This window comes from Micromonospora sp. WMMD1082 (genome assembly GCF_029626175.1).
Taxonomy (GTDB): Bacteria; Actinomycetota; Actinomycetes; order Mycobacteriales; family Micromonosporaceae; genus Micromonospora.
On the sequence record NZ_JARUBM010000002.1, the window covers coordinates 4,157,119 to 4,182,917 of the forward strand.

Below are 25,799 nucleotides of genomic sequence, written 5' to 3' on the forward strand. Positions count from 1 at the left end.
TAACCTACTCGGGGTAAAGTTGCCGGATGCCGGAACTCGTGTACCCGCCCGTGATCGCCGCCGCCAAGACGATGTTCCGGGTCCTCGACCTTAAGCTGACCGTCGAGGGCGACCACCACGTGCCCCGCACCGGCCCGGCGGTGCTCGCCAGCAACCACGTCAGCTACCTGGACTTCATCTTCTGCGGTCTGGGCGCGCTGGAGTCCCGGCGACTCGTCCGGTTCATGGCGAAGGACTCGGTGTTCCGGCACCGGGTGTCGGGGCCGCTGATGCGCGGCATGCGGCACATCCCGGTGGACCGGCGCGCGGGCGCCGATTCGTACGCCGCGGCGGTGGCGGCGCTGCGCTCCGGCGAGGTGATCGGCGTCTTCCCCGAGGCCACCATCAGCCGCTCCTTCACCGTCAAGGAACTCAAGAGCGGTGCCACCCGGATGGCCGGCGAGGCGCAGGTGCCGGTGCTGCCGGTCGCGCTCTGGGGCACCCAGCGGTTGTGGACGAAGGGGCGCCCGCGCACGCTCACCCGCCGACACACTCCGATCACCATCCTGGTCGGCGAAGCGATGGACCCGGCCGCCTATCCCGACGCCAACGCGATGACCGCCGACCTGCGTACCCGGCTGCAGGCGCTGGTGGACCGGGCCCAGCGGGAGTACCCGGACCAGCCGTCGGCGCCCGAGGACCGCTGGTGGCTACCGGCGCACCTCGGCGGCAGCGCACCGACCCCGGAGGAGGCCGCCGCGCTAGACGCCGACGACCGCCGTCCCGCAGCCCCCTGACCACACCCACACCCACACCCGCGGCGCGGCCGCGGCCCCGTGTTCATGATCCCCGCAACTTCCCTGATACTGCTGCCTCAGCCGGAGTTGAGGCAGCAACATCCCTGAAACTGTGCGGATCTTGGGAGCGTGATCCGACGGGGCCTTGCCCTTGCGGGCCTCGCCGTCCATGTAGGCCGAGCGGACCGCGCGGACGAACACACCCAGCCGTCGTAGGTGGTGAGATCAAATCTTCTGATCATCCTGAGGCGGATTGGGCGGTGGAACTGCGGGCTGGCCTCCCGGGTGAGCCAGAGGAGATCTCCCGGCCTCGGTTCTCCACTGCTCGACGGTTGCTGTGGACGCTTCGAGGCTCGGGCAGGCTGCGTGCGGCTGGCAGCGTGAGCAGACATGCCACCGATGGGCATCGATGACCGAGCTTGCGAGCTGGACACGAAACGGGACCTCAGGTCTGATCCGGTCGAGAGCCATCAGGCTGCCTCCGGTCGTCGGTGGCCGGCGGTTCAACCTCACCTGAGGTCGATTGCGCCCGAGGTTGACCGTCCTGCCGGCCGTCGCGTGTTGCTGGCCGTAGGGCCGCACATTGCGTCCGTTGCAGGGGCGTTCATCTTGCTGGACTTCCCACGGGTCGGCACACGACCGGCTGAACCGTCCACGGTGTACAGCGAGTCTTTGACGGGCAGTCTGTATCTCGACAAGCCAGGCGAGGTCGCTGCTTACGAAGATGCGTGGTCAACGCTCTGGGGCTTGCCCTGGACGAACGGGCGTCAGAGGATCTGACAAGCGACGTGATCAAGGAGGGCTACGGTGAGTAACATGACTGGTGCAGAGTGGCGCAAGAGTAGCTACAGCGCCAACGAGGGCAACTGCGTCGAGGTGGCCGACAACACTCCGAGCGTCGTTGGCGTCCGCGACAGCAAGGACATCGCTGGACCAGCGCTGATGTTCGCTCCCGAGCAGTGGCGTTCGTTCATCACCTCCATCAAGGCAAGCTGACCCCCCTGCTAGCCTTTGGCTACTGCTGGCCGGATGCCGCGCCGTACGGCAGTGGGTCGGCGTGTCGCGGCCGGTAGTAGTCGTCGCGCGAGTGGAACTCGACGGGCAGCGAGCCGGGCAGCAGCACCCGTGCCGCGCCGGTCAGCGGCGCGACCTGGGTCAGCCGCGACAGCGCGTCGCGCTCCGGCGGGGACAGGTCCACCAACTCCGGCCGGATCAGGCGGAACGTGGCGACCGCGTGGCGGACCTGCTGGGCAATGCCGCCGATCTGGTCGCCGGGGCCGATCAGGGCCAGCGCCGGCTGTTGGATGGTGCGCAGCGCGTCGCAGACCACCAGCAACCGGGTCGACCGACCCTCGACGGGCGGCAGCAGCTCCAGCCGGGACGGCCACTGCCAGCGGATCTGCCCGGTGACCAGCCCTGGCATCCGGGCTCGCCGGAGGTGCCCGGCCCCGACGAGGGCGAGCTGCGAATCCCGGCCCACGTACGCCAGCCGGCGATCGGTGACGGTGAGGGTGACCGGCGCGGGCAGCGCCCACGTGCGACAGGCGTCGGTGGGGCCGAGCAGGTAGCCCGCCACGTCCACCCGATGGTGGCCGATCACCCGCTCGCCGTCCTCCAGCACCACTTCGTGCCGGCGGTCCAGCACCGGTCCGGCGTCCTCGTCGGCCGCGTCGAAGCGATGCGGGGAGATGAAGAACGGGGACGCGTCATCGTGCATCGTCAGGGACCTCCGGCGCAGACGGCATCTGGGAACGAGCCTCGCCCAGCCCGACCCGCGCTGTCATGACGCCCGTTAGGGGGTCGGCCAATCGGCCGACGCCTGGGACCGGTAGATACCTATCTCCTCCGGCCGGACGAGGCCGTCCTCGATCGCCCGGGCGAGTAGCGCCGCCTTCGTGGCCGCCGGCCTGCCCGCCCGGGTGTACTTGATTCTCGCCCGGTCGACGTACTGCTTGACGGTGTGCTCGCTGATTCGCATCCGCCGGGCCACCGACGCCTTGGACATCGACTGGAACCACAGCAGCAGCGCCTCGCGTTCCTTGTCGGAGAGGACCGGCCGGTCCGGCCGCGGGTCGCCGACCATCGCCCCGGCCAGCGCGGGCGCGACGTACGGCCGGTCGCTCGCCGCGTCCAGCACGGTCGCCACGCAGTGGTCCCGCCCCTCGTGCTTGGCGAGGAAGGCCACCGCCCCGGCGTCCAGCGCGGCCAGCATCGTCTGCGGGTCGGAGTGCTCGGAGTAGACCACCACGCGGCGGCCGGCGGCGCTCAGCTCGGCCAGCTTCTCCAGCACCAGTCGGCCGTGCAACCGCAGGTCGAGCAGGACGACGTCGGCCTCCGGCGCCGCCCGCAACACCTCGTCGGGATCGTCGCCGGTGGCCAGCACGGTCAGCCGCGGCTCGGTGGCCAGCCAGGCGCGCACCCCGTCGATGACCACCGGGTGGTCGTCCACGATCGCCACGCCGACGGGCGGCACCGGTCTCACCGGCGCCAGCGCGTCTGGGTCCATCTGATCTTCCCGTCCCGTTCGTAGATGTGCTCCACCTGCCCGTCACTGTCCTCCGCTGGCTGCCCGATGGTGTCGGGACCCGCCCGGTCGGGTGTGACGAGTCCGACCACCACCTCGTCCGGGCCGGAGACGACGGTCAGCCGGGCCCAGTCGTGCGCGTCCGCGAGGGTGGCGGTGAGCGGCTCGGCCAGGCTGCGGCGGATCCGGACCGGCAGCGGTGGCGGTATACCAATGGTGACCAGGTCGATCGGGAGGCCGTTGCGTTCGGCCAGGTCGGCGGCGGCCCGCAACTCGTGCAGCAGGGGATGCGGCACGTCATCCGACTCGGCGATCAGTCGACGCAGCCGCGTGGCGGCGCGTACGCAGCGGCGTTGCACCTCCGGATCGGCCGGATCGGCCCGCCCCTGCGCCAGCCCGGTCAGTATCTCGCTGGCGGCGCGGCTGACGAACGCCAGCCGCTCCCGCCGCTCGTGCCGGGCCCGCTCGGCGGCCTCCCGCTCGGCCACCATCGCGTTCGTGGTCGCCGCCGTCGCGGCCCGCTGCCGGGACAGCGTGGCGAGGGCCGCGGCGCCGGCAAAGACGGCCACCGGCAGCGACGACGTGCCGTACAGGGCCATCGCGGAGCGGGCCAGGTCGGCGGCGCCGGTCGCACCGTGGAGCGCGACGGCGGTCAGTGCGGTGGCCGCGTGGCCGGCCAGCAACGCGAGCAGCCACCGCACCGGCCGCCCCCAGAGCACCACCAGGAAGAACCAGGCGAGGGTGCCCCACACCCAGTTCGCGGGGCTGAACAGGTGCGACCGGCCCACCGTGGCGAAGACCGCCACGTCGACCGCCAGGAGCAGGCCGGCCAGCGGCGCCGCCGGCAGCGGCGTGTCGCGCAGCAGCCGGACACCGGCGACCACGCCGAGCGCCGCCACCAGCAGCCAACCGCCGAGCACCACCTGGGGTACGGCCAGCGCCGATCCGGCGGCGAGCACCGCGGGCAGCCCGATCGCCAGATGCCAGACCAGCGCGATGGTGACCGCGACGATCCGGGCACCGCGGTCGAAGGTGCGGGCCACCGCGGCCGCCGCCCGGCCCGCGCCAACGTCGTCGACCGCCACCGTGGACCGGGGGCCCGGTACGAGGCCGGGCCGCGCGCGCTGGGGGAGGAGCGTCGTACCCGGGTCAGCCGACATCTGACCACTCCAGCCGGATCCGGGCACCGTGGCCGGGTGCCGAGTCGATGTCGACCCGGCCGCCGACCGTGGCCATCCGGCCGCGTACCGACTCGCGCAGACCGTACCGATGCGCCGGGACCGTGGCCGGGTCGAAGCCGGGACCGTCGTCGCCCACCTCGACCGTGACGGTGCCGGCGAACTGCCGCAACCGGAGCGTGGCCCGGGCGCCGGGTGCGTGGCGGGCCACATTGGAAAGTACGGCGTGCGTGCTCTCCGCGATGGCCTCCGCGACCGCCGCCGCCACCGTGCACGGCGGCAGGTCGGCGGTGACCCGCAGGCCGGGCATCCGGGCGCGCACCTCCCGCAACCGTTCGTCCAGCCGGGCCGTCGCATCGTGCGGCACCGACCGGGCCTCGGCCAGGGTGGCGAGGGTACGCAGATCCGCCGCGCACCGCTCGCGCAGCGCCGTGGAGCCGCCGGGCACCGCGCCCTGCCCGACCATGGTGAGCGTGGCCAGGACCGTGTCGTGCAGGTCCCGGTTCTGCTGCCGTTCCGCCTCCCGCGCGGTGCGGGCGATCAGCGCGTTCCGGGCGGCCCGCTGGTTGGCCAGGAAGGCGTTGTCGGCCCGGCCGATGCGCCGCCGCATCACCGCCGTCATCATCGCCGTGCAGGCGATCTGTGCCAGCAGGGTCGCCGCGTGGGCTCTAGCCTCGGTCGGCTGCCCGGCCGTGTGCGCGCCCGTCGCGTAGGCGGTGGTGACCAGCAGTCCCGCCGGGATCGACCAGCGGGCCGGGGCGGTCGCCTGGGCGTTGATCACGGTGGTGCTGGCCAGCACGGCGATCCAGCTCGCCTCACCGGGCAGCACCTCGGGCGCGACCAGGACCGGGATCGCCAGGCAGGCGGCACCGGTCAGTGCCACGTCACCGGCGACCAGCGGCGCGGTGAGGCCGTACCGCCAGGCGCATCGCGCGTACCAGATCGACCAGGCGGTCAGCACCGCCACGGCCGGCAGCAGCAGCTCCGTGCGCACCGGCGGGGTACGCACGGCGAGCGCCACCACGAGGCAGAACAGACCGCAGGAGAGTCGCAGCAGCGCCGGCAACCGGGTGAAGATGAACGCGAACGCGCCCGCGGCGGGGCGTTCCACCGTGGCCGGTGGCGTGGTCGGGTTCGGCAGGGCCGGCATCGGGAAGGCGTCCTTTGCGACAATCGACCCGATCCGGGTCCGCGCTGCGGAAATCGACGCCGGAGAATAACACGGAGCGGTGCCCGTGGTGACTGTAGGTGGTCAACGCCTCGTCGGCGCGTCAGGCCACCGCATCCTCCCGTAGCCCGACGCAGTCCTTTTCCCAGAAGGTGGCCGAGTAGACCAGCGTCCCGGTCATCCACGGCTCGTACCCGGCGAGCGTCATCACCTGAAAGGCCGGTTCAGGGATGCGCAGGGAGGGGCGGCGGAAGCCGCGGGCACCGGCGGCGGTGAAGCCGAGCCGGCGATAGTACGCCGGGTCGCCCTCCAGGAAGACCGCCGGTACGCCCCGAGCGTCGAGCAGCCGCAGGCCGTGCCGCACCAGCGCGCTGCCGATGCCCTGGCGCTGTCGATCGGGGGAGACCGCCAGCGGGCTGAGGACCTGGACCGGCACCAGCCGCCGTGGGGCGTCCAGCAGGCTACGGGTGAACATCACGTGCCCGACGATCCCGCCCGCCTGCTCCGCGACCAGGCTGAGCGCCTCCGGGTCGGCGTCGCGTAGCGCCGGTACCAGCCGTGCCACCGCATCCCCGTGGTCGCCAAAGGCCCGCCGGTGCAGCTCGTGCACGGCGTCGTGGTCCGCCGTCCGTTCGGCGCGAAGCTCCATGATGGTGAAACGTACGGCGGTGCCGTCCCGCCGGGCCAGCGATTTCCGGCGTGCTGCCGAAGGCCGTACACCTTGCTCTGGCCTTTGGCGTCGGCTCGGCGCGGTCGGTGCCGGCCTATGCTGCCTGGTCGGGCGCGTCGAGGCGGAAGGTCGGGTGGTCGGCCGGGTCGGGCAACGCGTCCAGCAGGCGTCCGACCTGCCCCTTGCCCCAGCGGTCCCGGTAGGCGGCGAGGACGGTCTCGCGATCCGTACCGGATATCTCCACCGCCCGGTACCGGTCGCTCCGGCCGCGCCGCTCGATCGTGCAGTGTCCGGCGGCCCGGAGATTGCGGACCCACTCCGTCCGGCCGTGTACGGAGAGCAGGTACCGCTCGCCGTTCAGGTCGAGGATGTTCACCGGTACGTGCTGCGGCGTGCCACTGACCCGCCGCGCCACCTGCAGCGTGCTGGCCGCGCCGAGCCGCCGCACCAGCGGGTTGATCACGTGGACGATGAACCATCCCGGCCGCTGGTAACCCGGCACGCGTTGTCCCGACCGGCATCCGCATTCTCCACCATGCGTAGATCTCAGCAGTCCGCTCGCCGTTTGGCCAACACCGGGGCCTCGGCATCACCCGACAGTACCCAAACACGGTGTTATATTGATAAGAGTCAATATTTGAGGAGGTGGCATGAAGATTCGACTTGTGGTCGGCGCCGTACTCACCGCCGGGCTGGTCGCCGGCAGTGTCGGCGTCGCAGGCCTGGCCGGCGCGGTCCCGAACACCGAACGCCCACCCGGTGCCGCAGGTGCCGCAGCGCCCGGACTGCTCGCCGTCGGCGACTTCGACTTCTCCCGGCCCGAGACGGTCGCCACCGGGCTCCAGGTGCCGTGGGGGATGGACTTCCTACCCGACGGCAGCGCCCTGGTCGCCCAGCGGCCCACCGGGCAGGTGGTGCGGGTCCGCCCCGGCCAGCAACCCGAGCCCGTCGTCACGATCTCCGGCGTGACCCCGACCAGCGAGGGCGGCCTGCTCGGCCTGGCCGTCTCGCCGAGCTACGCCCAGGACGGTTGGATCTACGTCTACTTCACCACCGCGACCGACAACCGCATCACCCGGTTCCGGCTGACCGCGCCGCAGACCCAGGAGCCGATCCTGACCGGGCTGAGCCGGGCGGCGATCCACAATGGAGGCAGGATCGCCTTCGGGCCGGACGGCCTGCTCTACGTCGGAGTCGGCGACGCCGGCGAGACCGCCTCGGCACAGAACCCGCAGAGTCGCAACGGCAAGATCCTGCGCATCCGGCCGGACGGCAGCATCCCACCGGACAACCCGATCGCCGGGTCACCGGTCTACAGCCTCGGCCACCGCCACGTGCAGGGATTGGCCTGGGACGCCCAGGGCCGACTATATGCCACCGAGTTCGGTCAGAACACCTGGGACGAGGTGAACCTCATCGTCGCGGGCGGCAACTACGGCTGGCCCACCGTCGAGGGGCGGGCGAACGACTCCCGCTTCCGCGATCCCCTGATCGTCTGGACTCCGGCCGAGGCGTCACCGAGTGGCGCTACCATCGCCGGCGACCGGCTCTTCGTGGCGAGCCTGCGCGGCAACCGGCTGTGGAACGTGCCGCTCAACGGGTCCGGGGGAGTCGGCAACCCCACCCCGGAGCTGGTGGGCACCTACGGGCGGCTGCGCACCGTCGAGTACGGCCCGGACGGCTGGCTCTGGGTCGCCACCAGCAACCGCGACGGCCGAGGCACCCCGGCGGCCAACGACGACCGCATCCTGCGCTTCCCGCCCCGCGACGGCACCACGCCGCCCCCGACCACGCCGCCCCCCACCACCCCGCCACCGACCACTCCGCCCCCGACGACCCCGCCCCCCACCACGCCGCCGCCCACCACCGGGCCGGCTGCCTGCACGGTCAGCTGGACGGCCAACCAGTGGAGCAACGGGTTCACCGCCGACGTACGCGTCACCAACCGTGGGCCCGCCCTGTCCGGCTGGACCCTGACCTGGTCGTTCACCGGCAACCAGCAGATCACCAACGCATGGAACGCGCAGGTCACCCAGTCGGGGAGGACCGTCACCGCGCGCAACGTCTCCTGGAACGGTGACCTGCCGACCAACGGCACGGCGAGCTTCGGCTTCCAGGCCACGTACTCCGGCACCAACGACCGCCCGAGCGATTTCCAACTCAACGGCACCTCCTGCCAGGCGGGCTGACCCAGCCCGATGCGCGCCACGGCGGGTGGCACGGGCCCGATCTTCCGTCGGGCCCGGCCACCCGCCCCGCTCACGTCTCCGGATCCGGGTCCACTCCCACGGCTGCCGTCGACGCCGTCGGCGGTCAGTGGCGGATGGCCACTGCTCCTCGCATCGGCGAGGGTACGGGCTTGTCGACGTAGGGGTCTGGCTCGCCGAGTTCGGGGCGCCATTCGCTGAGCGGTACCAGTCCCGGTTCGATCACGGTGAAATCGTCGAACAGGGTGGCGAGTTGATCGTCGGTGCGCAGGGTGATCTCGGTGGCGGCCTGGGTGCGGAAGACGTCCTTCCCCCGGGACACCGTCGGTGCGCTGTACCTGTCGGCGATGGCCGCGCTGATGTGAGAGATCACCATGGCACTGCCCGCGACAAGCCGATCACGGATCGGCGCCACGGTCTCATCGATCCGGTCGTCGGAGACCGTCTGGAGGACGGAGCAGTACAGCAGCACTGTGGGCTGGTCGAGGTCGATCACCCCGGCGAGATCGCTGTCGGCGAGCGCGTCGAGGATCAGGTCGGGGTGGGTGAAGTCGGCCTCGATCGCGCGGCAGGTGGGGTTGCCGGCGAGGAGTGCATTGGCGGCGACGACCGCGACCGGGTCGATGTCGACGTAGAGCACCCGCGACTCGGGGGCGATCTGCTGGGCGATCTCGTGAACGTTGCCCTGCGTGGGGATGCCCGAGCCGAGATCCAGGAACTGCCGGATGCCGGTTTCGGCCAACGTGCGGACCGCGCGTTGCATGAACAGCCGATTTGAGCGGGCCATGTTCGCCGACTCCGGCACGATCTGCAGGAGCTGTTCGGCGGCCTTGCGGTCGGGTTCGAAGTTCTGTTGGCCCCCGAGAAGGTAGTCGTAGATGCGGGCGACGGTGGCTCTGCCGCCGTCGAGGTTCTGCACCGTCGTCTGCTTGTCGGTCACCGCTGTCTCCCCGTCGTCGCGGACCTAACTGTCCCCGGGCCGATCGCCGTTCGGACTGTCTGTCAACGGTGGCCCGTCAAGGCTTGGAGGGTAGTCCGAAAGATCCTCCGTGGCTACCACCAGAATCTGGTTGATCACGGATCGTGGTCGTCGCCTCGGGTGCTTCATGCGGTTGAGTGGCGGGTCCGGTCAGCTTCCAGCGGGGCGGGCGGTGCTCGGCTCCGTCGGCCAGAAGGGCCACTCCTCGAACGAGCGGCAGCGCCCGTCCTCGGCGAACCGCATGATCCATAGGTCGCGGTACTCCTGGTCGACCGGGTCGCCGTACCGGACCTCTACCCGCGCCACCGCAGTGTCGCCCTCGACCGCGACGACCTCACTGGTCATCTGGAACACCTCGCCAGGGCCGTCCCGTTCGTCCTCCCACATCCGGGCTATGGCCGGCAGGCCGACGACCGGTTCCCGGTAGGGCCCCTGCAGATAGCTTGCCTGTGCGGTGAAGATTGTGCCGAGGACCTCCGTTTCCGGCGTCCGCCACGCATGCTCGTAGGCCGCGATCCAGCCAGTCACCTGCTTCCGGTCCATGGGTGCAGCTTGCCATCCGATCGGCCGTTCAACGGCGGTCTTACCATCAGTGCCCGCCCGATGGGCTCTGGTCCAGTTCGAGGATCCAGTTCTGGCCGATGAGGTCGTGGCCGAAGCTGTGGTGTGGTTCCTGCGCGGTGAGGGTGAACCCGAAGGTCTCGTAGATCCTGCGCGCCGACACGAGGATGTCGTTGGTCCAGAGCGTGACCTGCTGGTAGCCGGCGTCGCGAGCGAACGCAAGGCATCGCGCGACCAGTCGGGTGCCGACTCCGAGGCCACGGGCGGCCGGGGTGACCAACAGGATCCGCAGCTTCGCCACGCCGGGTTCGGCGCCGGCGACCAGGAAGACGCATCCCGCGCGTTCCCCGTCGACCTCGGCGATCCAGGCTGCCTCCCGAGCTGGCTCGCGTTCGGTGGCGTAGTCGGCGACGATCCTGGCCACCAGCGCCTCGAAGTCGGTGTTCCAGCCGAACTGCTGGTCGTAGACCTCACCGTGTGTCATCACCACCCACCCGAGGTCGCCGGGGCGGTCGGCTGAGCGTATGACGACTCGCGGTTCCTGCTCTTGCTGCGACATGGGGTGGCCCCCGAACTCGACGCGACTGACACAACTGTTTCAGCAGGGGTAGGCTAGCCCGGTGGTCGATGTTTCGACAACTCCGTCCGCGCGGCAGACAGAGCTGCTGGAGGCCGCCTACCGGTACGCGCTCGAGCACGGCCTGGTGGACCTGTCACTGCGCCCGCTCGCGGCGGCCATCGGTTCCAGCCCCCGAGTGCTGATGTTCCTGTTCGGGAACAAGGACGGCCTGGTGCGGGCCCTGCTGGCGCGGGCCCGCGTGGACGAACTCGCCATGCTGGACCGCCTCCGACAGGCACGCGACGACGCGTCCACCGACCTGGTCGCAGTGGTCGGGCAGGTCTGGGGATGGCTGGCTGCCGACGAGCATCGGCCGCTGCTGCGGCTGTGGGTCGAGGCGTACGCCCGCTCCCTCGTCGAGCCGGACGGCGCGTGGGCAGGGTTCGCTCGCGCGACCGTGCACGACTGGCTGGCCGTCCTGGCGGCGTGCCAGCCGCAACCCGAAGAGGACGGTCAGGAGGATGCCGCCCGCCGCACCCTGGCACTGGCGGTGCTTCGAGGTGCTCTGCTCGACCTCCTCGCCACCGGAGACGAGAACCGCGTCACCGCCGCCGTCCAACACCAGCTCGCTCTGCTGCGGCACTAGGCCCCGTGTCGCCTACCGCCCGGTCGGGCAGTGGTGGCCGCCTCGGTCACGCTCAGGCGGAGAGCGCCCGGTCGAGCATCTCGACGAGGTGTCCGGCCGCGGCCACGGTGTCGTAGTCGGGATCATGGAGCTGCTCGGCGACGATCGCGTCGATGGCGCCGCCGACGATGATCGCCGTCGTACGCACGTCGCTGTCGCCGGCCAGACCTCGCGCCTGCCGGGCCGTGGCGATGAGCCTCGCCAGCGGGCGCCACCGTTCGGCCGGATCGTGCTCGCCGTCGTCGTGCACCATCGCCTGGATGATCATGCGGGTGTGCCGGGGGTGCTCCCGGAGGTGCCCCACCATCGACCTGACGTACGCGGCAGGTCCGTCCGCGGCGTCGGCGGCCTCGACCGCGCTGGCGACATCGGTGACCAGGGCGGACAGGGCGTGCTCGTGCGCCGCGCGCACGACGGCGGCCTTGGTGGGGAAGTGGTAGAGCACGGCGGCCTTGGTGATTCCGGCGCTTTCGGCGATGGCGGCCAGCGAGGCTCCGGCGTAGCCCCGGTCGGCGACCAGTTCGATGGTGACCTCGATCAGTTGGGCGCGACGGGCGCGTTCGATCAGGGTCAGCTCGGCTGTCGCGCCTTCTCGTCTCCTTGTCACACCGCAGATTCTACCGTACGGTAAAAAAATCTACCGATCGGTTAGGAGGTTCCCGTGCGTGCCTTGCTGATGAAGATTCTGAAGCGGCTGCGCCCTCGCTCGCGCTGGGTACGGTTCGCCCTGGCCGGAGTGGTCCTCGTCGCGCTCGTCGTCGCCTTCGCGCTGCGTACCCCGGCTCCGGTCGGGCATTGGGACAGCGCCGAGGGCCAGGACCGATACCGGCGCGCCTACGCCGCCGCCTTCGCCGACCTGCCCGCCCCGGCGGAGAGCATCGACGTACGCACCGACTTCGGCATCGTGCGCGTCTACCGCTTTGCCGGCAGCGGCGACGCCGGCGCGCCGCTGGTGCTGCTCCCGGGAACCGCCTCGGCCTCGCCGGTGTGGGCCGACAATCTGCCTTTGCTGTTGAGAATCGGTGACGTCTACACGATCGACCTGCTCGGCGAGCCGGGCATGAGCGTGCAGGAGCGCCCGATCGAGAGCGACGGGGACCAGGCCGAGTGGCTGCACCAGGCGCTACGGACGCTACCGGCAGAGAGGTTCCACCTCGTCGGCCTGTCGATCGGTGGGTGGACCGCGGTCAACCTCGTCCTGCATCGGCCGGATCGCGTCGCGTCGTTGACCGTCATCGACCCGGTACACGTCTTCGCCGGCATGCCGCTCGGCACCGTCGTACGCTCGATCCCCGCCGCGCTGCCGTGGCTGCCACGATCCTGGCGGGACAGCTTCAACTCCTACACCGCCGGCGGCGCCCCGGTCGAGGAGGAGCCGGTCGCCGACATGATCGAAGCCGGTATGCAGCACTACCGGCTCCGGCTGCCGCAGCCCACCAGGATCAGCGAGGAACGACTCGGCGGGCTGCACCTGCCGGTCCTGGCCATCATCGCCGGAGAGTCGGTCATGCACGATTCGCAGTCGGCCACCGAGACCGCCGGACGGGCCCTGCCACGCGGCACCGTCCGGCTCTACCCGGGTGCCTCCCACGCGGTCAACGGTGAGCAGCCCGAGCGGATCGCCGACGACATTGCCACGTTCATCGCCGAGAACCCGTGACGACGATCTTCTTTCCGGCATGGAGCCCTTTCTCCAGGTGGCGGTGTGCCTCGACGACATCGTCGAGGGCGAACGTCCGGTCGATGGCGGGCCGCAGTGCACCGAGGCGTACACCGGCGTTCAGGAAGGCCGCCATGCGCTTCACCACGATGGTGTCGAGGGTGTGCTCGAAGCTCCGGTAGCTGAAGATCGTGAGCGGCGTGTTTCCCGGGAAGGGTGTGGGCTGAGGGTCCAGGAAACCTGCGGCGACCAGTGTTCCGCCGGGGCGGGCTGCCTTCACGAGATCCTGCTGGCCGGGGCCCATGACGAGGTCGAGGACGACGTCGGCGCCGATGCCGCCGGTGTGGTGGCGGACGGCGTCGGCGACGTCCTCATGGTCGGTGGCGATGACCGCGGTGGCCCCGGCGGCGAGCAGGTCGTCCTGCTTCGCCGCCTGTCGAGTGATGGCGATGGGCACGGCGCCGATCTGATTGGCGATCTGCATCGCCGCCCGGCCGACGCCGCCGGACGCGGCGGTGATGAGGACGTGGTCGCCGGGCCGCATCCTCGCCTTCTCGACGAGCGCGCCGTAAGCAGTGGAGTACGCGACCCAGATCGCCGCCGCCTCCGCAATCGCGAGCCCGGCTGGCCGGGCGATGACCCGGCTCGCGGGGACCGTGGTGTATTCGGCGTAGCTGCCCCTGACGCTCGCGTCCGGAACGGCCGTGAGGATGACCGGATCGCCGATCTCCAGCCCGGTGGTCTCGGGGCCCAGCGCGTCGACGACACCGGTTCCCTCGACGCCGATGCGAGCGTGTGGCAGGGGAACGATTGCCGGAAAGGCGCCGGAACGCATCATCTGGTCGAGCGGGTTGACGGCAAACGCTTCGATCCTGATCCGTACCTCGCCGGCTGCGGGCTGGACGACCGGCTCCTCGACGACGTGCATGACATCCGGCCCGCCGAACTCGTCGAACACGACGACTCGTGGCATGGTGACTCCTCCGCATCTGGTGCTGGCCTCGTTGCTCGCGGAGAACGCTACGGAGCCGTGGGTTACCTCCTGGTACCTTCGACTTTCATGCAGAACGCGGCTGGACCAGCCTTCCTCGCCGACTGCCCCACGCGCCTGGCGGTCGAGATCATCTCCGACAAATGGGCCGTGCTCGTGCTCTTCGGGCTCAGCCAGCGGCCTCGCAGGCACGGTGAACTCGTGGACCTCATCGGCGGCATCTCGCGCAAGGTCCTCACCCAGACGCTGCGCCGGCTCCAGCAGTACGGTCTGGTCGAACGTCATGCCGAAGCGCCACGGCGGGTCGAGTACGACCTCACCGACCTCGGCCGGACCCTCGTCGAACCCATCGAGGTCCTAACGAGCTGGGCGAGGGACTACGGCGGGGCCATCGCCGACTTCCAGGAGGCGGCGGAAGCCGCTGCTTCTGCCCCGGATCGCACCGCGGGTTGATCTGCCGACGCCATCGCCCGCATCAAGGCCAGGCCCGCCCGGATAGCCGAGCGCCGACGCCGGTCAGAGCCGGCGTCAGTCAGGCAGTTGCCAGATGAACACGAGGTTGGCGCCCTTCGCCGTGGTCGTGGCTTGGAATGAGTGAAGAACCCAACCGTTCGCCGTCCCACCGTCCAGGATGGGCTGAATCGTCTCCTCGATCTTGTCCTCGGCATTGTCGATGAAGCCGTGCTTGATGTACTGGTTCTGCACCTTGTAGCTGGCCATGTTCCCGCGCTCCTGGGAGTCACCTACCTGATCGCTGTCATCGCCGGTTGGATCAGGTACCAATGAAGAACCGTATCGCGGGCCTCCGGGCCGAGCGCGCCTGGAGGCAGGCCAGGAGTGACTGGCTTGTTCCTGACGTGGCGTGATGCCAGATAGTCGGTGGATGGCGGAGCACCTGACCGTGGGACGGGTGGCCGAGTTGGCCGGGGTAACCGTTCGCACGCTGCACCACTATGACGAGATCGGCCTCCTGCGGCCGTCCACGCGGACCGCAGCTGGGCACCGGGCCTACTCCGCGGGCGATCTGGAGCGCCTGCGGGAGGTGCTCGCCTACCGGCGGCTGGGTTTCGGACTGCGCGAGATCACGGCTCTCGTTGACGACCCGACCATCGACGCGGTCGCACATCTGCACCGGCTGCGCGGTCTGCTGTCGGAACAGCGCGACCGAACTGCAGCCATGGTGACGGCGATAGACAGGGAACTTCAGGCGCGGGCGATGGGGATCAGGATGACACCGGAGGAACAACTGACAATGTTCGGCGCGCAGTTGTACGAATCCATCGGATCCGCGTACCCGGCGACGCGGCGCACCGAGCTGCGGATCGCCGCGCGCGTCTGGGATGCCCTCGGCGACGCACGGACCGTACTGAACGTCGGGGCCGGCACCGGCTCCTACGAACCACCCGACCGTGATGTCACGGCGGTAGAACCGTCGGCGGTCATGCGGGCACAGCGTCCCGCAGGCGCGGCGCCGTGCGTGGCCGCCGCCGCGGAGAACCTGCCGTTCGAGGACCAGTCCTTCGACGCCGCGATGGCCTTCAGCACCGTCCATCACTGGCACGATCCGATCGCCGGGCTGCGCGAGATGCGGCGTGTGGCCCGCCGCGTGGTGGTGTTCACCCACGATGCCAGTGTCACTGGCTGGCGTCACCGGTTCTGGCTAACCCGCGACTACCTGCCCGAGGTCTCCGGTCTGGTAACCGACCGCCCCTCGGTGGACCGGCTGGCCCACGCGATCGGAGCCCGCATGGAGCCGGTGCTCATCCCGTCGGACTGCGCTGACGGCTTCTTCGAGGCGTACTGGCGCCGACCCGAGGCGTACCTGGACGATCATGTGCGCCGCGCGGTATCGGTCTGGACCAGAGTCGGGCCGCAGGCCGAGCAACGGGCAGTAGACAAACTCCGCGAAGACCTTTCCTCCGGCCGGTGGGCCGAACGCAACCGCGAACTCGCTGCCCTCGACGCGGCAGAACTCGGCCTCCGTCTCCTCATAGCCTGAAACCTGATCGGCGAAGACCGTCACGGCAGGCAGCCAGCGATCCCGGCCACCATCACGACCAGGACGATGCCGGCGGCGATCCACCCGACGACGAGTTGGCGACGCGGCACGGGCGTCATTGGGCCGCCGCCTGCTTCGGATCGACCGGCGGTGGTGTCCAGGTGTCCGTGGTTCCGACAGCCATCTGCGGTAGGTCGAGGATGTCGATCAGGCCCCACCACGCGGAGATCGGCATGCCGGTGACCCGAGATAGTTGCCAGCCCGCGATCTCGACGCTGGTGGTGCCGTAGAGCGCGGCGTGGTCGACCCGTACGTAGGCGTGCTCACCCCGGTAAGGGACCTGGAGCACGACCTCGCTCATTGGTGGACCCGGCCGCCGTGGCCCCGGTACCGCTGGGCGCGGGTGGCGAGCGGCGGCAGGGGGAAGGATCTCGGTCGGTGCGTCCCATGGCGGGCGGGGGCCGTCGCCGGATGGCGGGTGCGCCCCGGCGCGGTGGTGGTACGCCGTCGCTGGCCCAGTCGCGTCGACCTGCGGTGTCGGGCGGCGCCGGCGGAACGGATTCCACATTGCGTGCCTCTCGCCTCAGGAGCGGGGGCGGCCGGCCTGCCTGGCTCGGCCGCCCCTGCCCTTCCTGGGTGGGACGCGCGGCGGCGGGCATGCGCCGCCGCGGCCCCGGGCGCGGTGCTCGCGGACGGACGGGGGACCGTCGCTCACGCCGTGCCCGGCTGGAGGATGCGACCGCGGCCGAGATGTGTGCTGTGGGATTTGTGCTGCCGCATCCGTCCTATCGGAATGATTCGCTACGGCATCTGTCACTCTGGCATCTTGCGCTCAAGGTCACAAGGGCACAGACTGTGGATAGACGAAGGGCCGGCACCCGCTCGGGTGCCGGCCCTCCTCTCGATGGTCAGATGTGGTCGAACGCACCGCTCTTGGCCCCGGCCAGGAACGCCGTCCACTCCGTCCGGTTGAACACCTGGACCGGCGCCTCCGGGCCGGCCTTGCTATCGGCCACGGCCACGTCGCCGGATCCGTCGCCGGCGCCTGCGACGTAGACGCAACCTTCGTTCCCCCCTGACTGGGGAGCCTTCACCCAGTTGGTGAAGCGGGGGTTCGTCGTGTTGGTGAACTGCTGCGGGTCGGACATGGGGTCTCCTTAGGTCGCGGCGGCCAGCTCGGCCGCCACATCGCGGATGTACGCCGCACTGTCCGCGTCAGGCAGTGCGGCGTCGCGCAGCCGCTGGTGCAGCCGCGCGTACCCCGACACCTCGTCCGGATCCGTGACGAGCAGTGCACGGGTCACGTTGTCGACGACGACGATCGGCGGATCGTCCAGGTCGGGGTAGCTGGTGTGCGCGAATGGAGCCCTCGGCGCGTACCCGTCGCCGAGGCGGGCGTCGACCGGCACGATCCGCACGCTGATCGCGTCGTCCATCAGGGCCAGGAGGCGCCGCAGCTGCTCCAGCATCACCGCGGGCGGCACGGGATGCCGCCGTACTGCCTGCTCTTCGAGCACGAGCTGGTACTCGGCCTTTCCGGCCTCGATGAGCTGCCGGTGCCGCTCCAGTCGGCCAGCGACGATCGCCTCTGGGTTGCTCGCCGGGCCATCGCTGGTCACCGCCAAGACCCGGTGCCGTGCGTACTCGGCGGTCTGCACGATGCCTGGCAGGAGTAGCCCGGCGTACTCCCAGACCCTGGAGGCGCCGGCCTCGACCAGGGCGTAGGTGCGCTGTCCGTCACCCATGTGCGCGTACGTCGGCGCCTCCCACCACCCGGCGCCAGCGGCGTCCTCGGCGTACCCCTCGACCTGAGTCCACAGGGTGCTGCCGCGAGGCACCTCCAGGGCGTCGAGCAGGCGGCGCACGGACAGCAGATTCGGCTTTCGGTGCACGTCGCCGAGGGGAGACTCCGTACGGGAGATGACGCTCGCGCTGACGCCGCTGCGGCGGCTGAGTTCGGCGTGGTTGTAGCCGCGCTCGGTGCGCAGCGCGTGCAGGGAGCTGGCGAGCTGCCGCCGCCTGGCGAGTGGGTTGGGGGTCACCCGGCCTCCTTGCCCAGCAGAATGATGCCGGCTGGCACCGGTTCTGAGCGTACTCAACCGGCGCCGATGTGCTCGCTGATCGCGCCTGCGTCGCACCGCTACCCTGGCCCCTCGGCGCGGATCGGGCGCGGCAACCACCCGGGGGCCGGGCCGCGTCAGCCGCCACTGGGACTGTGGAGTTCGCCGCCGTGGGGGAGGCGACCCGACCGCCGCATGGCCATCGGACGGCCTGTGGGCCCCTCGACGTGCTCTCGCGCACGCTGCACGAGGAGTCGCCCATGCACCACCGAACGATGATTATCCAGCGCCTGCTCGACGGCGGACTCACCCGCGCTCGAGGCTACGTCGACGGTGTGCGGGAGACCGTCGACCGGCTCGCTGCGGCGCTGTCCGATCGGCCGGTCGCGTGGGCCCGCTGAGCTGACGCTGTCCCCACACTCTGGGCAACGGCTCTTCGGAGATCGCCCCGGGGGCCGTTTCTGCTGCTAAACAGAGGTGCACCTGATCCAGGGTCTTACGAACCCGGACTGGGAGGCGCGGCGTCTACTCAACACAGCTACTGGCAGCCAAGATCAGAGGCCAGCAAAACACTCCTAACGTTCTGCGGCGCTGACCAACTCAGCCATACCATAGGCGTTAAGTGCCAGCAGCTGATCGATTAGGTCTAGGCATTCTCGTCGCTGGGCTTGAGAACTAGCTTGAGCGTATGCCCTGGATACAAGCTGCCCGATCTCCCTCGCATCTCCAGCAGCACTCGTCGAGATGTCGCCAATATCTGACCCGTGAACTTCAATAAAACGACGAGCGCACGAAATTACAAGCGAATCGACACGATCTGGCGCATGTTCGAGCGTTATGAGCAACTGCGGCACTGCTTGTGGATAAGTCTCGGAGGAGATTAGCGCCGACAAGGCACGGGAAAACGGACGCAGTCGCTCGTCGCGAAGAGCGCCAGCAACCTCGGCCACAGCCCTGCGAACACCTTCGTCACTATCGTTCATCAGCCCTACTAGAGCGTCTTCCGCCACAGCAGGATTGCTTGAAGACGGCGTTAGATGCGCACATGCTTCTGCGGCACCTTTTCGACTTGATGAATCCGGACTCCCAACAACAGACGTGAGTAACTCCTCCCACCCCCACTCAACTCCTGCGTAGCCCGCTAAAGCACCACCACACTGCCGCACCTCGGCAGCGTCCGCGTGGAGCATCCGTGGCACAATCGGCCTAACGAGGGTGGAATCTCCGTTTCCGATATACCTAATGAGTCGCGTAACAGTCTCAACCGCAAGCAACCTATCGTCTGCCTGTACCAGCAGATTGAAGGCCTCAACTGCTTCAGGTCGTGCGTGCCGTAAGCAGGCCGCGATCACGTGGGCTATGCACGATCGAACGGCGATAGATGAATCCTGTGCCATTCGGCGCAGAGCAGGCACAACTAGCGCTGTCCGACTTCCATTCGAGTCGTAGAAGAGAAGATCTCCTAAGCTGAGAGCAAGACTACCCCTCGCCGTGTTCATGCCCTCCGAGAAAATCGCATCGCCAAGAGACTCTCGTTCGCCCAATTCACGGGTGGACCATCTGTCTTCGGCGGGATTCTCCGACTTCAACGTCAACTCCACTATCATCGAAATGATGTCGGCCGGAATATCAGTCTTAAGGTAATTGCGACGGATAGGCCAGCCGAGCCATCGATCGTTTCCGACGAGTTGAAGTGACGCAATGTGCCGCATGGCTGCAAAGATCGGCTCTGGATCAGGAAGAGCCCCAGATTCTCCCAGGCCAAGCAAGATTGCCTCAGTATAGGCAGGGTTAATTTCGCTAGTGAACCGCAGGGAGAGCTTCGCGAACCGTTCCGGATCCTTCGATACCTCACTCTTTAGAACCTGTGAGAATTCGTGAGGCCCCCCTCGTAGCGCTCTAAATCCCTCACGGTCTGAGTGATGCTTAGCCATTGCGCGCAGCCAGTCATCATCAGACATGTACTGCGCCGCTTCTGGTGCAATAGGCGACGGCACTGAACGCGCCACGATTGGTTCCGGCGCCTCGGGGTTTTCTGTACCAATGAGACGCCTGAGCTCACCCAGCCGTCGACGACCCGCAGGGGACAATCTAGTGTCATCCATGGCGGATAGCAGACAGAACATGTACCAGCCGGAACTCCCTATTTCCCATGGGAATCGAAGGCCAAGAATTTCCTGCTCCAAACGACCGAATAGATCCGCTGACAAATGAGGGCCTATAGCTTCGATGAGCTGGCGAGTCGTCCAGACACCGTTCGACATATACCCGCTTAAGAATCGCTCGGGCCTCTGCAAAAGGAGGCTTCCTGCCCAATGGGCGAAGCATTCTGCCGCCGGACCTCTGATCCCTTCATACAGTAGCCATTGAGCCGCCTCGTGTTGATCTGCCGCTAGGCTCTCTAGCAACGGCCAAGCCGCCTCCGGATCTTGGCCGGCGAAGTTGCGAAGAGCGTTAGCCGCGCCAAAAAGCAGGGCATCCTCTAGCTCATGGAAGCTTTCGTGTGGGACTCGTAGGCCAAAATGCCCGTCTGCGAAAAGGTGGTCCTCCCACTGTCGCTCCGTCAGGCGCATCACGGTCAGCAGGTATGGTATGAGCAGCTCACAGAAGGTTCGTGGAGCGCCCTCTGCTGCCTGTGTCGCTAGCCTGATTATGGCATCGTCGCGGTCAAGAAGGGGCGCAACCTTTCCGGATTCGTCCACAGCCAAAGAATCTGGCCGTAGGACAAGATGCGCGGCAAGCAATTCCACTGCCCACGTCGGCTGATGTTCCGCTAGGTCATACGTAAACATCCACAGATTCTGATCGTACGTACGTATTTTGCCCGTGGAGATAGCATCAAGGAGTAAGTCAAAAAGTGAACGACTCTCATGGACCCTTGCAAATCGCACAGTCCAGAGAAGCCAATCGCCATACCTATGGGCACGACCTGCGTGCGGCTTGAGAAGTTCGGCCATCCGGTCGGGCCTTTTCCTGATCCCGCCGAGCGCCACGTGCAAAGCGCAGTTCTGGACTTGTTCATCGCCACTTGCGAGCCACTCATCAAACATACCCTCGGCGTCGAGACGATCGAACCAGGGCAGGGTACGCAATGAGAACCAGACTCGGTCTTCGAATGGTGGGTGTGAATCAACAACCCGACTCACCATATCCCAATCCGCGCTTGACGGATCAGGCAGAGAGCTAAGGATTCCGAGCACGACATCCTTAATATGGAATCTCACCTTGTCGTGCGAGAGTAAGCCCTCCACTTCCTCTACGAACCGCTCCGGCTCCGACGCTCTGAGATGGCTAAGAATCTGGCGAACCTGAGACCGCCGGAATAACTCCTGCTCACTCGCAAGGAGAAATTCGACGATGCTTTGCTGCCGACTAATCCATCCACGAGTAAAGACGTAGCCAAAAAAAGCCTCGTGAAAGAACGCGATCTGCTGGCCATCCCGGGTAAGAACATGTTCCGATACCAGCACGCTGGCATCGACTGCCAGATCATTCTGGTCGAGAACCGACGCGCTCACTGAAAGGCGCTGCCGCGAACTCATCGCGTTAGCGACAGTTTGAGCAACCAACGCGAATCGGGTGCCTTCACGCCTACGTGAGCAGTCGATTACCTTACGGTCCCAAAAAGCATCGAACAGGTTGTTTGGAGTCTGAAAGGACAGCGCTCCTGCCTGATCAGCAATACTTTGCAATAGGACGAGATGTAAGGGCGACTGAAGCAAATCTAGTTGTCGTTGATCTAGCGCGGCAGGATCGAGCCCCATCCGGTGTACAGCTTCTGCCACCTGAGATTCGGACAGCTTCCCTAGCTCCACGCGCGCAGATCGCTCACCCGCAACCAATTCACGTATGCGATGATCGTTCTCAACGTCGAACTTGCGGCAAGCGAGCACAACCCGCATGTTCGGAAAAGCGGAGGCCTCCCTGACCGTGTTTGCGATGGCATCAAAGCTGCGGGGCATACGACCAGACGCCAGGCTAACCGCATCAAGCTGATCTATTACAAGGACCGCCGCGCGTTCACCCGCGAGGACCGAGAGCGCCGTTACCGGAGAAACTCCGAGACCGAGCCGTTCACCAAGCTCAGTAGTGGATGAGAAAGGTTCAAGTCGGTCAAGTCGAAACCCAAGGACCGCTACCTGCTTGTCGTTTAGTCGTGCCGCCACTTCGTGAAGTACCGCACTCTTACCATAACCCGCGTCACCAGTGAGGAGGAGTAAGCGATCCTCGCTCTCCAACATGTCAACCAGATTGACCGCCTCGCTACGTCCAATCACCGGATCAATAAGCTCGCGTTCGACCCCTGCTATCCATCCCGCTGTAGCGGCAGCGACCTTTTCAACTATTGATGCTGTGCGCATTCGTTGCGCACGGCGAAGCCCGTACTCGGACAAGTTGGATTCGATGGTTTGGGCATCGAGCCGGACGCCGAGGTTATGTTGGATAAGATCGCCGAGACCAACTGCGGCAAGCTTGCCCTCCGCACCTTCAAGTAGCAAGCCAGCGAGCGCAGCATTCATGTCGTTGATGTTTCGCTCATCTGGCCACTCAATCCAAAAGCCCCGTAGAACGGTCCAAGCAACTTGCGCTGACCCGAAGATCGCAGTAGAAGCAAGCTCGTCGAAAGGGTCCTTTAGCTCCTGAGTCAGCCAGTGATCCCAAAAAGACGTCAGGTCGGACGAGCGTCGGACTCTATCGCTAAGCTCTTGTAATGGACGGGCGGGGATTGTAGACACGAAGTGGAATCGGCGCCCATCCTCAACATGCTTTCGGGCATTCTCCCAAATTCCTTTATCGTGAAGCGACTTAGGCGTCCAACTGTTCGCATTTCCGTTTTGCCGCTTCAGTTGGTGCACCTGCACTGAACTGCCTTGGTAAAAGGTAAACTCTACCCCCTTTGCCAAGTCGTCGATATCCTCGACAGTGATCGATTCGGCGGCACCAGTGAGCACTCGTAGGGCATGCTGGATAGTCCAAGCGCCTTCGTAACGATTGCCGAACTTATCGGCTTCACCGCCAGGTCGCGGACTCATTCACCGGTCTCCGATCCAGTCCAGGCGAAGTGGAGATTCCAAATTTTTGGGCTATTGGTAATGAAGCTCATTGCATATCATTTTGGACACTCTGGTGAATTTGTCAAACACGAGCAGCAACTCACCGCTTGGCGACCTGCTGCTCGCATCAGGTTGGTGAGCTGCGTCCTGATCGCTCCAAAGGAGGGTCACCGCGTCACCGTACGCTCACTCGGCGACAGTCTTCCAGGACCGCCGCGTCTGCCTGTTCGACCAGATGGCCAGGGCCTACAGGCGAAGGAGCGTGTGGGGCTGGCCAGTCATCGCTATCTGTAACTCAATGTCTACTCCTTGACGTCACCCGCCCCGGCACTCAGGATGACTACGTCGCAACATCCCGCAACCAGTAGGACAGGGAGTGGACCATGCGCCTAACGTTGATCGGTAAGGATCCGGAGTCGAACCCGACCGGCTCGCCCACGGTGTACCGCACCGACCGGGAGAGCTGGGTGGTGCAGGGTTGGGTGGTGTCGGATCCGGCGGTGTTGGCCCAGATGAGCATCCCGGAGGGTGAGTCCTGCGTGGAGATCCCGGACCGGATGCTTCAGTTCTTCAGGCAGGGGGATCGTGACCTCGATCAGTGAGGCTGAGTTCGAGCGGCTGTTGGTGAGCTTCGAGCGCGATGCCATCCACCTGGAGACGCGCGACGCCTACGGCACGGCGGTCGAGTTGCCGTACATGGCCAAGTGGGCCGCCAGTGAGCCGGACGACCTGGCGTGGCTGGACGGCTGGTGTGAGAGCCTGCGCGAGCACGTCAAGGCGGGTCGGTCGGTGCGCCGGGCGCGTATCGTCTCTGAGCCATTGAGCGACTACCAGCGTTGGTCGTACAGCATCGCTGCGCCCATGGTGGACGCGGGCGAGGACATCCGCTGGGTGCCGCGTCGGCTGGTGTCGTCGCTGGCGTTGCCGGGCAACGACTACTACCTGTTCGACGATCGGTTGGCGGTCTTCCTGATCTACGCAGGCAACGGCCTGGCCGTGGATCGGGTGGTGTCCACCGACCCAGCTGACCTGCGGTTGTGCCGGTCTGCGTTCGAGGCCGTCTGGCAGTTGGCCATCCCGCACCATGACTACCAACCCGTCTAGCGCTGCCCGCCAGGGCCAGGAGGCGCTCGGCGTCCGTCTCCGTGAGCTGCGTAAGGAAGCAGGGCTCACGGGGCGGGCGCTGGCGGCCTTGACCGGCCAGCACTTCACGCGGGTCAGCAAGATTGAGCATGGCGTCCAGCCGCCGACCGACCACGACATCCGGGCCTGGTGCCGGGTGTGCAGCGCCGAGGACCAGATTCCGGATCTGACCGCCACGTTGCGGGCGGTGGAGTCGGCGTACCTGGAGTTCCGGCGGCAGAGCCGGGCGGGCATGAAGCGGGTGCTCGGCGCGCACACCGTTGGCTTGTACGAGCAGACGTCGGTGTTCCGGATCTACGAGCACAACGCCATCCCCGGGCTGTTCCAGACCGCCGACTACACGGCGGCGATGCTGTCGTTCTGGATCGACTTCCTGGACACGCCCAACGACCTGGACGAGGCCGTGGCGGTGCGGATGGAGCGTCAGCGGGTGCTCTACCAGCGGGGCAAGCGGTTCGTGGTGGTGCTGGAGGAACAGGCGTTGCGCACCTGGTTCGGGGACGCCGCCACCCAGGCCGGGCAGATGGACCGGCTGCTCGCGGTAATGTCCCTGCCCAACGTCTCAGTCGGCATCATCCCCCTGATGACCGAACGCCCAGCGGTCGCTTCCACTGGATTTTGGATCTTCGACAACCTGCTGGTCGCCCTGGAAACGCCCACGGCGAGCATCGAGGTCACCCGGCCACACGAGATCGAGCTGTACGCGCGGATGTTCGACCGCCTCCAGGTGTCGGCTGTGTACGGACCCGAGGCGCGGGCGTTGATCGGCCACACGATCGATCAACTCGGCCAGTAGTGTCGCAACACTTCGCAACATCATGGACGGTGCTTATGGCCCGCTCATACCGTCATTGCGGAACTTCGGTAAGACGGACGCCGGGTACGAAAGGCGGTCGTTGCAGTGGATCCGGTGACGGCACCCGAGCCGGAAGCCCACTGGCTAACGGACGAACGGCCGACCACTCGCCTGGCCATGACGAATCAACGTCTGTCCGTTCGGTGACGAGGTTCCCTTGAGGCTGCCGGACGGCCCGTCGCAACGGTGTCCGTCCGGCAGTCACCCTCAGAGGCAGGCGAAGGGTGAGCCGTGATGACGCTTGGTGCTCTAATCAGCGCCGTACTACTGGGATTCCTGGCAGGACTGTTCAGCTTCAAGGTCAAAGAGCGGTGGTGCCCGGAGTGCGGCGCGTCCACCCTCCGCAAAGCCCCGGCAGGCACCCGCAGGGAGCAGCATCCCGCCACCAGCACGGCAGGTGCGCCAGCTCGTCGCCACGATGACCGCGAACGGTAGGCCGAGCAGACGACACGAGCACCTACCTGCCTCGCCGGTGCTGCCGACGCCCAAGCCGGGCGATGTGCTGGAGATCGGCGGGGCCGCCAGCGTCCAGTTCGCAGGTGACCGAGGTTTCCGGTTCAGAGTCATCAAGGTCTGTCCAAGGCCGAGCTACTGGGGATGGCTGTGGCTGACAGGGTATGTGCTCGATAACAAGGGGCAGGCCAAGGAGCGGCGGGAGATATTCGTGCAACGAGAAGGCTTGCAGTAAGTGGATTCAAGCAGCGTGAACAGGGGCCAGACAGCGGGTTT

The 25,799-nt window shown here is 67.3% G+C and carries 28 protein-coding genes and 2 pseudogenes; 13 read left to right on the plus strand and 17 right to left on the minus strand.

Annotated elements, in window-relative coordinates; genetic code table 11:
• Positions 1-26 precede the first annotated feature (26 nt).
• On the plus strand, positions 27-776 hold the full coding sequence (locus O7615_RS19080; RefSeq protein ID WP_278179075.1) for a lysophospholipid acyltransferase family protein: 750 nt from the start codon (positions 27-29) through the stop codon (positions 774-776).
• Positions 777-893: 117 nt separating this feature from the next.
• Here the strand turns inward: O7615_RS19080 and O7615_RS34340 are convergent.
• A pseudogene (locus O7615_RS34340) lies at positions 894-974 on the minus strand (exodeoxyribonuclease III); the annotation flags it as partial.
• 357 nt (positions 975-1,331) lie between these two features.
• Between O7615_RS34340 and O7615_RS19085 the strand changes: the two are divergent.
• Together O7615_RS19085 and O7615_RS19090 are read left to right on the plus strand one after the other, a co-directional pair.
• A pseudogene (locus O7615_RS19085) lies at positions 1,332-1,591 on the plus strand (Scr1 family TA system antitoxin-like transcriptional regulator); the annotation flags it as partial.
• Positions 1,584-1,772 carry a DUF397 domain-containing protein gene (locus O7615_RS19090; RefSeq protein ID WP_278179076.1) on the plus strand — a complete coding sequence of 63 codons (189 nt, stop codon included), beginning with the start codon at positions 1,584-1,586 and terminating at the stop codon, positions 1,770-1,772. The pseudogene O7615_RS19085 and the gene O7615_RS19090, both read left to right, overlap by 8 nt.
• 19 nt (positions 1,773-1,791) lie before the next feature.
• Here O7615_RS19090 and O7615_RS19095 read toward each other — a convergent pair whose 3' ends face one another.
• The 6 genes from O7615_RS19095 to O7615_RS19120 all read right to left on the minus strand — a co-directional run bounded on the left by O7615_RS19095 (position 1,792) and on the right by O7615_RS19120 (position 6,818).
• The gene (locus tag O7615_RS19095; RefSeq protein WP_278179077.1) at positions 1,792-2,493 is read right to left on the minus strand and encodes a hypothetical protein; all 702 of its coding nucleotides are present in this window, start codon (positions 2,491-2,493) and stop codon (positions 1,792-1,794) included.
• Between the two features lie 75 nt (positions 2,494-2,568).
• Entirely contained in the window at positions 2,569-3,282 is a 714-nt protein-coding gene (locus tag O7615_RS19100) for a response regulator transcription factor (protein WP_278179078.1), read from the minus strand.
• The gene (locus O7615_RS19105; protein ID WP_278179079.1) at positions 3,255-4,460 is read right to left on the minus strand and encodes a hypothetical protein; all 1,206 of its coding nucleotides are present in this window, start codon (positions 4,458-4,460) and stop codon (positions 3,255-3,257) included. The genes O7615_RS19100 and O7615_RS19105 overlap by 28 nt, the downstream gene beginning before the upstream one ends.
• On the minus strand, positions 4,450-5,628 hold the full coding sequence (locus tag O7615_RS19110; protein WP_278179081.1) for an ATP-binding protein: 1,179 nt from the start codon (positions 5,626-5,628) through the stop codon (positions 4,450-4,452). The genes O7615_RS19105 and O7615_RS19110 overlap by 11 nt, the downstream gene beginning before the upstream one ends.
• Before the next feature lie 121 nt (positions 5,629-5,749).
• The gene (locus O7615_RS19115) at positions 5,750-6,295 is read right to left on the minus strand and encodes an N-acetyltransferase (RefSeq protein WP_278179082.1); all 546 of its coding nucleotides are present in this window, start codon (positions 6,293-6,295) and stop codon (positions 5,750-5,752) included.
• A gap of 115 nt (positions 6,296-6,410) precedes the next feature.
• The gene (locus tag O7615_RS19120; RefSeq protein ID WP_278179084.1) at positions 6,411-6,818 is read right to left on the minus strand and encodes a hypothetical protein; all 408 of its coding nucleotides are present in this window, start codon (positions 6,816-6,818) and stop codon (positions 6,411-6,413) included.
• A gap of 148 nt (positions 6,819-6,966) precedes the next feature.
• Between O7615_RS19120 and O7615_RS19125 the strand changes: the two genes are divergently transcribed.
• Entirely contained in the window at positions 6,967-8,505 is a 1,539-nt protein-coding gene (locus O7615_RS19125; protein WP_278179085.1) for a PQQ-dependent sugar dehydrogenase, read from the plus strand.
• A 124-nt stretch (positions 8,506-8,629) separates the two neighbouring features.
• Here O7615_RS19125 and O7615_RS19130 read toward each other — a convergent pair whose 3' ends face one another.
• From O7615_RS19130 to O7615_RS19140, 3 genes are all read right to left on the minus strand, one after another.
• Positions 8,630-9,463, minus strand: a complete 834-nt coding sequence (locus tag O7615_RS19130) for an SAM-dependent methyltransferase (RefSeq protein WP_278179087.1) — start codon at positions 9,461-9,463, stop codon at positions 8,630-8,632.
• 189 nt (positions 9,464-9,652) lie between these two features.
• Positions 9,653-10,045, minus strand: a complete 393-nt coding sequence (locus O7615_RS19135) for a nuclear transport factor 2 family protein (protein WP_278179088.1) — start codon at positions 10,043-10,045, stop codon at positions 9,653-9,655.
• 46 nt (positions 10,046-10,091) lie between these two features.
• Complete coding sequence (locus O7615_RS19140) at positions 10,092-10,547, minus strand: GNAT family N-acetyltransferase (RefSeq protein ID WP_278179089.1); 456 nt, start codon at positions 10,545-10,547, stop codon at positions 10,092-10,094.
• Positions 10,548-10,683: 136 nt separating this feature from the next.
• Here O7615_RS19140 and O7615_RS19145 point away from each other — a divergent pair, with 136 nt between their 5' ends.
• Complete coding sequence (locus O7615_RS19145) at positions 10,684-11,268, plus strand: TetR/AcrR family transcriptional regulator (protein WP_278179091.1); 585 nt, start codon at positions 10,684-10,686, stop codon at positions 11,266-11,268.
• A gap of 52 nt (positions 11,269-11,320) precedes the next feature.
• Here the strand turns inward: O7615_RS19145 and O7615_RS19150 are convergent, their stop codons facing one another.
• On the minus strand, positions 11,321-11,914 hold the full coding sequence (locus O7615_RS19150; RefSeq protein WP_278179092.1) for a TetR/AcrR family transcriptional regulator: 594 nt from the start codon (positions 11,912-11,914) through the stop codon (positions 11,321-11,323).
• Positions 11,915-11,968: 54 nt separating this feature from the next.
• Here O7615_RS19150 and O7615_RS19155 point away from each other — a divergent pair, with 54 nt between their 5' ends.
• Entirely contained in the window at positions 11,969-12,967 is a 999-nt protein-coding gene (locus tag O7615_RS19155) for an alpha/beta hydrolase (RefSeq protein WP_278179093.1), read from the plus strand.
• On the opposite strand, the gene O7615_RS19160 is transcribed toward O7615_RS19155, so the two are convergent.
• Positions 12,948-13,925, minus strand: coding sequence for a zinc-dependent alcohol dehydrogenase family protein (locus O7615_RS19160; protein WP_278179094.1), 978 nt, complete (start codon positions 13,923-13,925; stop codon positions 12,948-12,950). The genes O7615_RS19155 and O7615_RS19160 overlap by 20 nt on opposite strands.
• A 102-nt stretch (positions 13,926-14,027) precedes the next feature.
• Here O7615_RS19160 and O7615_RS19165 point away from each other — a divergent pair, with 102 nt between their 5' ends.
• Positions 14,028-14,411, plus strand: a complete 384-nt coding sequence (locus O7615_RS19165; protein ID WP_278179095.1) for a helix-turn-helix domain-containing protein — start codon at positions 14,028-14,030, stop codon at positions 14,409-14,411.
• 75 nt (positions 14,412-14,486) lie between these two features.
• Here the strand turns inward: O7615_RS19165 and O7615_RS19170 are convergent, their stop codons facing one another.
• The gene (locus tag O7615_RS19170) at positions 14,487-14,678 is read right to left on the minus strand and encodes a hypothetical protein (RefSeq protein WP_278179096.1); all 192 of its coding nucleotides are present in this window, start codon (positions 14,676-14,678) and stop codon (positions 14,487-14,489) included.
• Between the two features lie 163 nt (positions 14,679-14,841).
• On the opposite strand from O7615_RS19170, the gene O7615_RS19175 reads away from it, so the two are divergent.
• Positions 14,842-15,957: a MerR family transcriptional regulator gene (locus O7615_RS19175; RefSeq protein ID WP_278179097.1), complete on the plus strand. Its 1,116-nt coding sequence runs from the start codon at positions 14,842-14,844 to the stop codon at positions 15,955-15,957.
• Positions 15,958-16,072: 115 nt separating this feature from the next.
• Here O7615_RS19175 and O7615_RS19180 read toward each other — a convergent pair whose 3' ends face one another.
• The 3 genes from O7615_RS19180 to O7615_RS19190 form a co-directional block, all read right to left on the minus strand.
• Positions 16,073-16,318 carry a hypothetical protein gene (locus tag O7615_RS19180; RefSeq protein WP_278179098.1) on the minus strand — a complete coding sequence of 82 codons (246 nt, stop codon included), beginning with the start codon at positions 16,316-16,318 and terminating at the stop codon, positions 16,073-16,075.
• Positions 16,319-16,865: 547 nt separating this feature from the next.
• Complete coding sequence (locus O7615_RS19185) at positions 16,866-17,105, minus strand: DUF397 domain-containing protein (RefSeq protein ID WP_278179100.1); 240 nt, start codon at positions 17,103-17,105, stop codon at positions 16,866-16,868.
• A gap of 9 nt (positions 17,106-17,114) precedes the next feature.
• On the minus strand, positions 17,115-17,999 hold the full coding sequence (locus O7615_RS19190; protein ID WP_278179101.1) for a helix-turn-helix transcriptional regulator: 885 nt from the start codon (positions 17,997-17,999) through the stop codon (positions 17,115-17,117).
• Between the two features lie 293 nt (positions 18,000-18,292).
• Here O7615_RS19190 and O7615_RS19195 point away from each other — a divergent pair, with 293 nt between their 5' ends.
• Positions 18,293-18,418, plus strand: a complete 126-nt coding sequence (locus O7615_RS19195) for a hypothetical protein (protein ID WP_278179102.1) — start codon at positions 18,293-18,295, stop codon at positions 18,416-18,418.
• Positions 18,419-18,592: 174 nt separating this feature from the next.
• Here O7615_RS19195 and O7615_RS19200 read toward each other — a convergent pair whose 3' ends face one another.
• Complete coding sequence (locus O7615_RS19200; RefSeq protein ID WP_278179103.1) at positions 18,593-23,050, minus strand: hypothetical protein; 4,458 nt, start codon at positions 23,048-23,050, stop codon at positions 18,593-18,595.
• Between the two features lie 404 nt (positions 23,051-23,454).
• Between O7615_RS19200 and O7615_RS19205 the strand changes: the two genes are divergently transcribed.
• The 4 genes from O7615_RS19205 to O7615_RS19220 all read left to right on the plus strand — a co-directional run bounded on the left by O7615_RS19205 (position 23,455) and on the right by O7615_RS19220 (position 25,758).
• The gene (locus tag O7615_RS19205; protein ID WP_278179104.1) at positions 23,455-23,673 is read left to right on the plus strand and encodes a hypothetical protein; all 219 of its coding nucleotides are present in this window, start codon (positions 23,455-23,457) and stop codon (positions 23,671-23,673) included.
• The gene (locus O7615_RS19210) at positions 23,657-24,175 is read left to right on the plus strand and encodes a DUF6879 family protein (protein WP_278179105.1); all 519 of its coding nucleotides are present in this window, start codon (positions 23,657-23,659) and stop codon (positions 24,173-24,175) included. Before O7615_RS19205 ends, O7615_RS19210 begins: the two co-directional genes overlap by 17 nt.
• Positions 24,156-25,010 carry a helix-turn-helix transcriptional regulator gene (locus O7615_RS19215; protein WP_278179106.1) on the plus strand — a complete coding sequence of 285 codons (855 nt, stop codon included), beginning with the start codon at positions 24,156-24,158 and terminating at the stop codon, positions 25,008-25,010. The genes O7615_RS19210 and O7615_RS19215 overlap by 20 nt, the downstream gene beginning before the upstream one ends.
• 457 nt (positions 25,011-25,467) lie before the next feature.
• A complete protein-coding gene (locus tag O7615_RS19220; RefSeq protein ID WP_278179107.1) occupies positions 25,468-25,758 on the plus strand; it encodes a hypothetical protein in 291 nt (96 codons plus the stop codon).
• Positions 25,759-25,799: the final 41 nt, after the last annotated feature.

Excerpts from the sequence above, each read along its gene's own strand:
- O7615_RS19080 (WP_278179075.1), top strand. The coding sequence starts at position 27 with ATGCCGGAACTCGTGTACCCGCCCGTGATCGCCGCCGCCAAGACGATG.
- O7615_RS19095 (WP_278179077.1), bottom strand. The coding sequence starts at position 2,493 with ATGCACGATGACGCGTCCCCGTTCTTCATCTCCCCGCATCGCTTCGAC.
- O7615_RS19100 (WP_278179078.1), bottom strand. The coding sequence starts at position 3,282 with ATGGACCCAGACGCGCTGGCGCCGGTGAGACCGGTGCCGCCCGTCGGC.
- O7615_RS19105 (WP_278179079.1), bottom strand. The coding sequence starts at position 4,460 with ATGTCGGCTGACCCGGGTACGACGCTCCTCCCCCAGCGCGCGCGGCCC.
- O7615_RS19110 (WP_278179081.1), bottom strand. The coding sequence starts at position 5,628 with ATGCCGGCCCTGCCGAACCCGACCACGCCACCGGCCACGGTGGAACGC.
- O7615_RS19115 (WP_278179082.1), bottom strand. The coding sequence starts at position 6,295 with ATGGAGCTTCGCGCCGAACGGACGGCGGACCACGACGCCGTGCACGAG.
- O7615_RS19125 (WP_278179085.1), top strand. The coding sequence starts at position 6,967 with ATGAAGATTCGACTTGTGGTCGGCGCCGTACTCACCGCCGGGCTGGTC.
- O7615_RS19135 (WP_278179088.1), bottom strand. The coding sequence starts at position 10,045 with ATGGACCGGAAGCAGGTGACTGGCTGGATCGCGGCCTACGAGCATGCG.
- O7615_RS19140 (WP_278179089.1), bottom strand. The coding sequence starts at position 10,547 with ATGACACACGGTGAGGTCTACGACCAGCAGTTCGGCTGGAACACCGAC.
- O7615_RS19165 (WP_278179095.1), top strand. The coding sequence starts at position 14,028 with ATGCAGAACGCGGCTGGACCAGCCTTCCTCGCCGACTGCCCCACGCGC.
- O7615_RS19170 (WP_278179096.1), bottom strand. The coding sequence starts at position 14,678 with ATGGCCAGCTACAAGGTGCAGAACCAGTACATCAAGCACGGCTTCATC.
- O7615_RS19175 (WP_278179097.1), top strand. The coding sequence starts at position 14,842 with ATGGCGGAGCACCTGACCGTGGGACGGGTGGCCGAGTTGGCCGGGGTA.
- O7615_RS19180 (WP_278179098.1), bottom strand. The coding sequence starts at position 16,318 with ATGAGCGAGGTCGTGCTCCAGGTCCCTTACCGGGGTGAGCACGCCTAC.
- O7615_RS19185 (WP_278179100.1), bottom strand. The coding sequence starts at position 17,105 with ATGTCCGACCCGCAGCAGTTCACCAACACGACGAACCCCCGCTTCACC.
- O7615_RS19195 (WP_278179102.1), top strand. The coding sequence starts at position 18,293 with ATGATTATCCAGCGCCTGCTCGACGGCGGACTCACCCGCGCTCGAGGC.
- O7615_RS19200 (WP_278179103.1), bottom strand. The coding sequence starts at position 23,050 with ATGAGTCCGCGACCTGGCGGTGAAGCCGATAAGTTCGGCAATCGTTAC.
- O7615_RS19205 (WP_278179104.1), top strand. The coding sequence starts at position 23,455 with ATGCGCCTAACGTTGATCGGTAAGGATCCGGAGTCGAACCCGACCGGC.
- O7615_RS19215 (WP_278179106.1), top strand. The coding sequence starts at position 24,156 with ATGACTACCAACCCGTCTAGCGCTGCCCGCCAGGGCCAGGAGGCGCTC.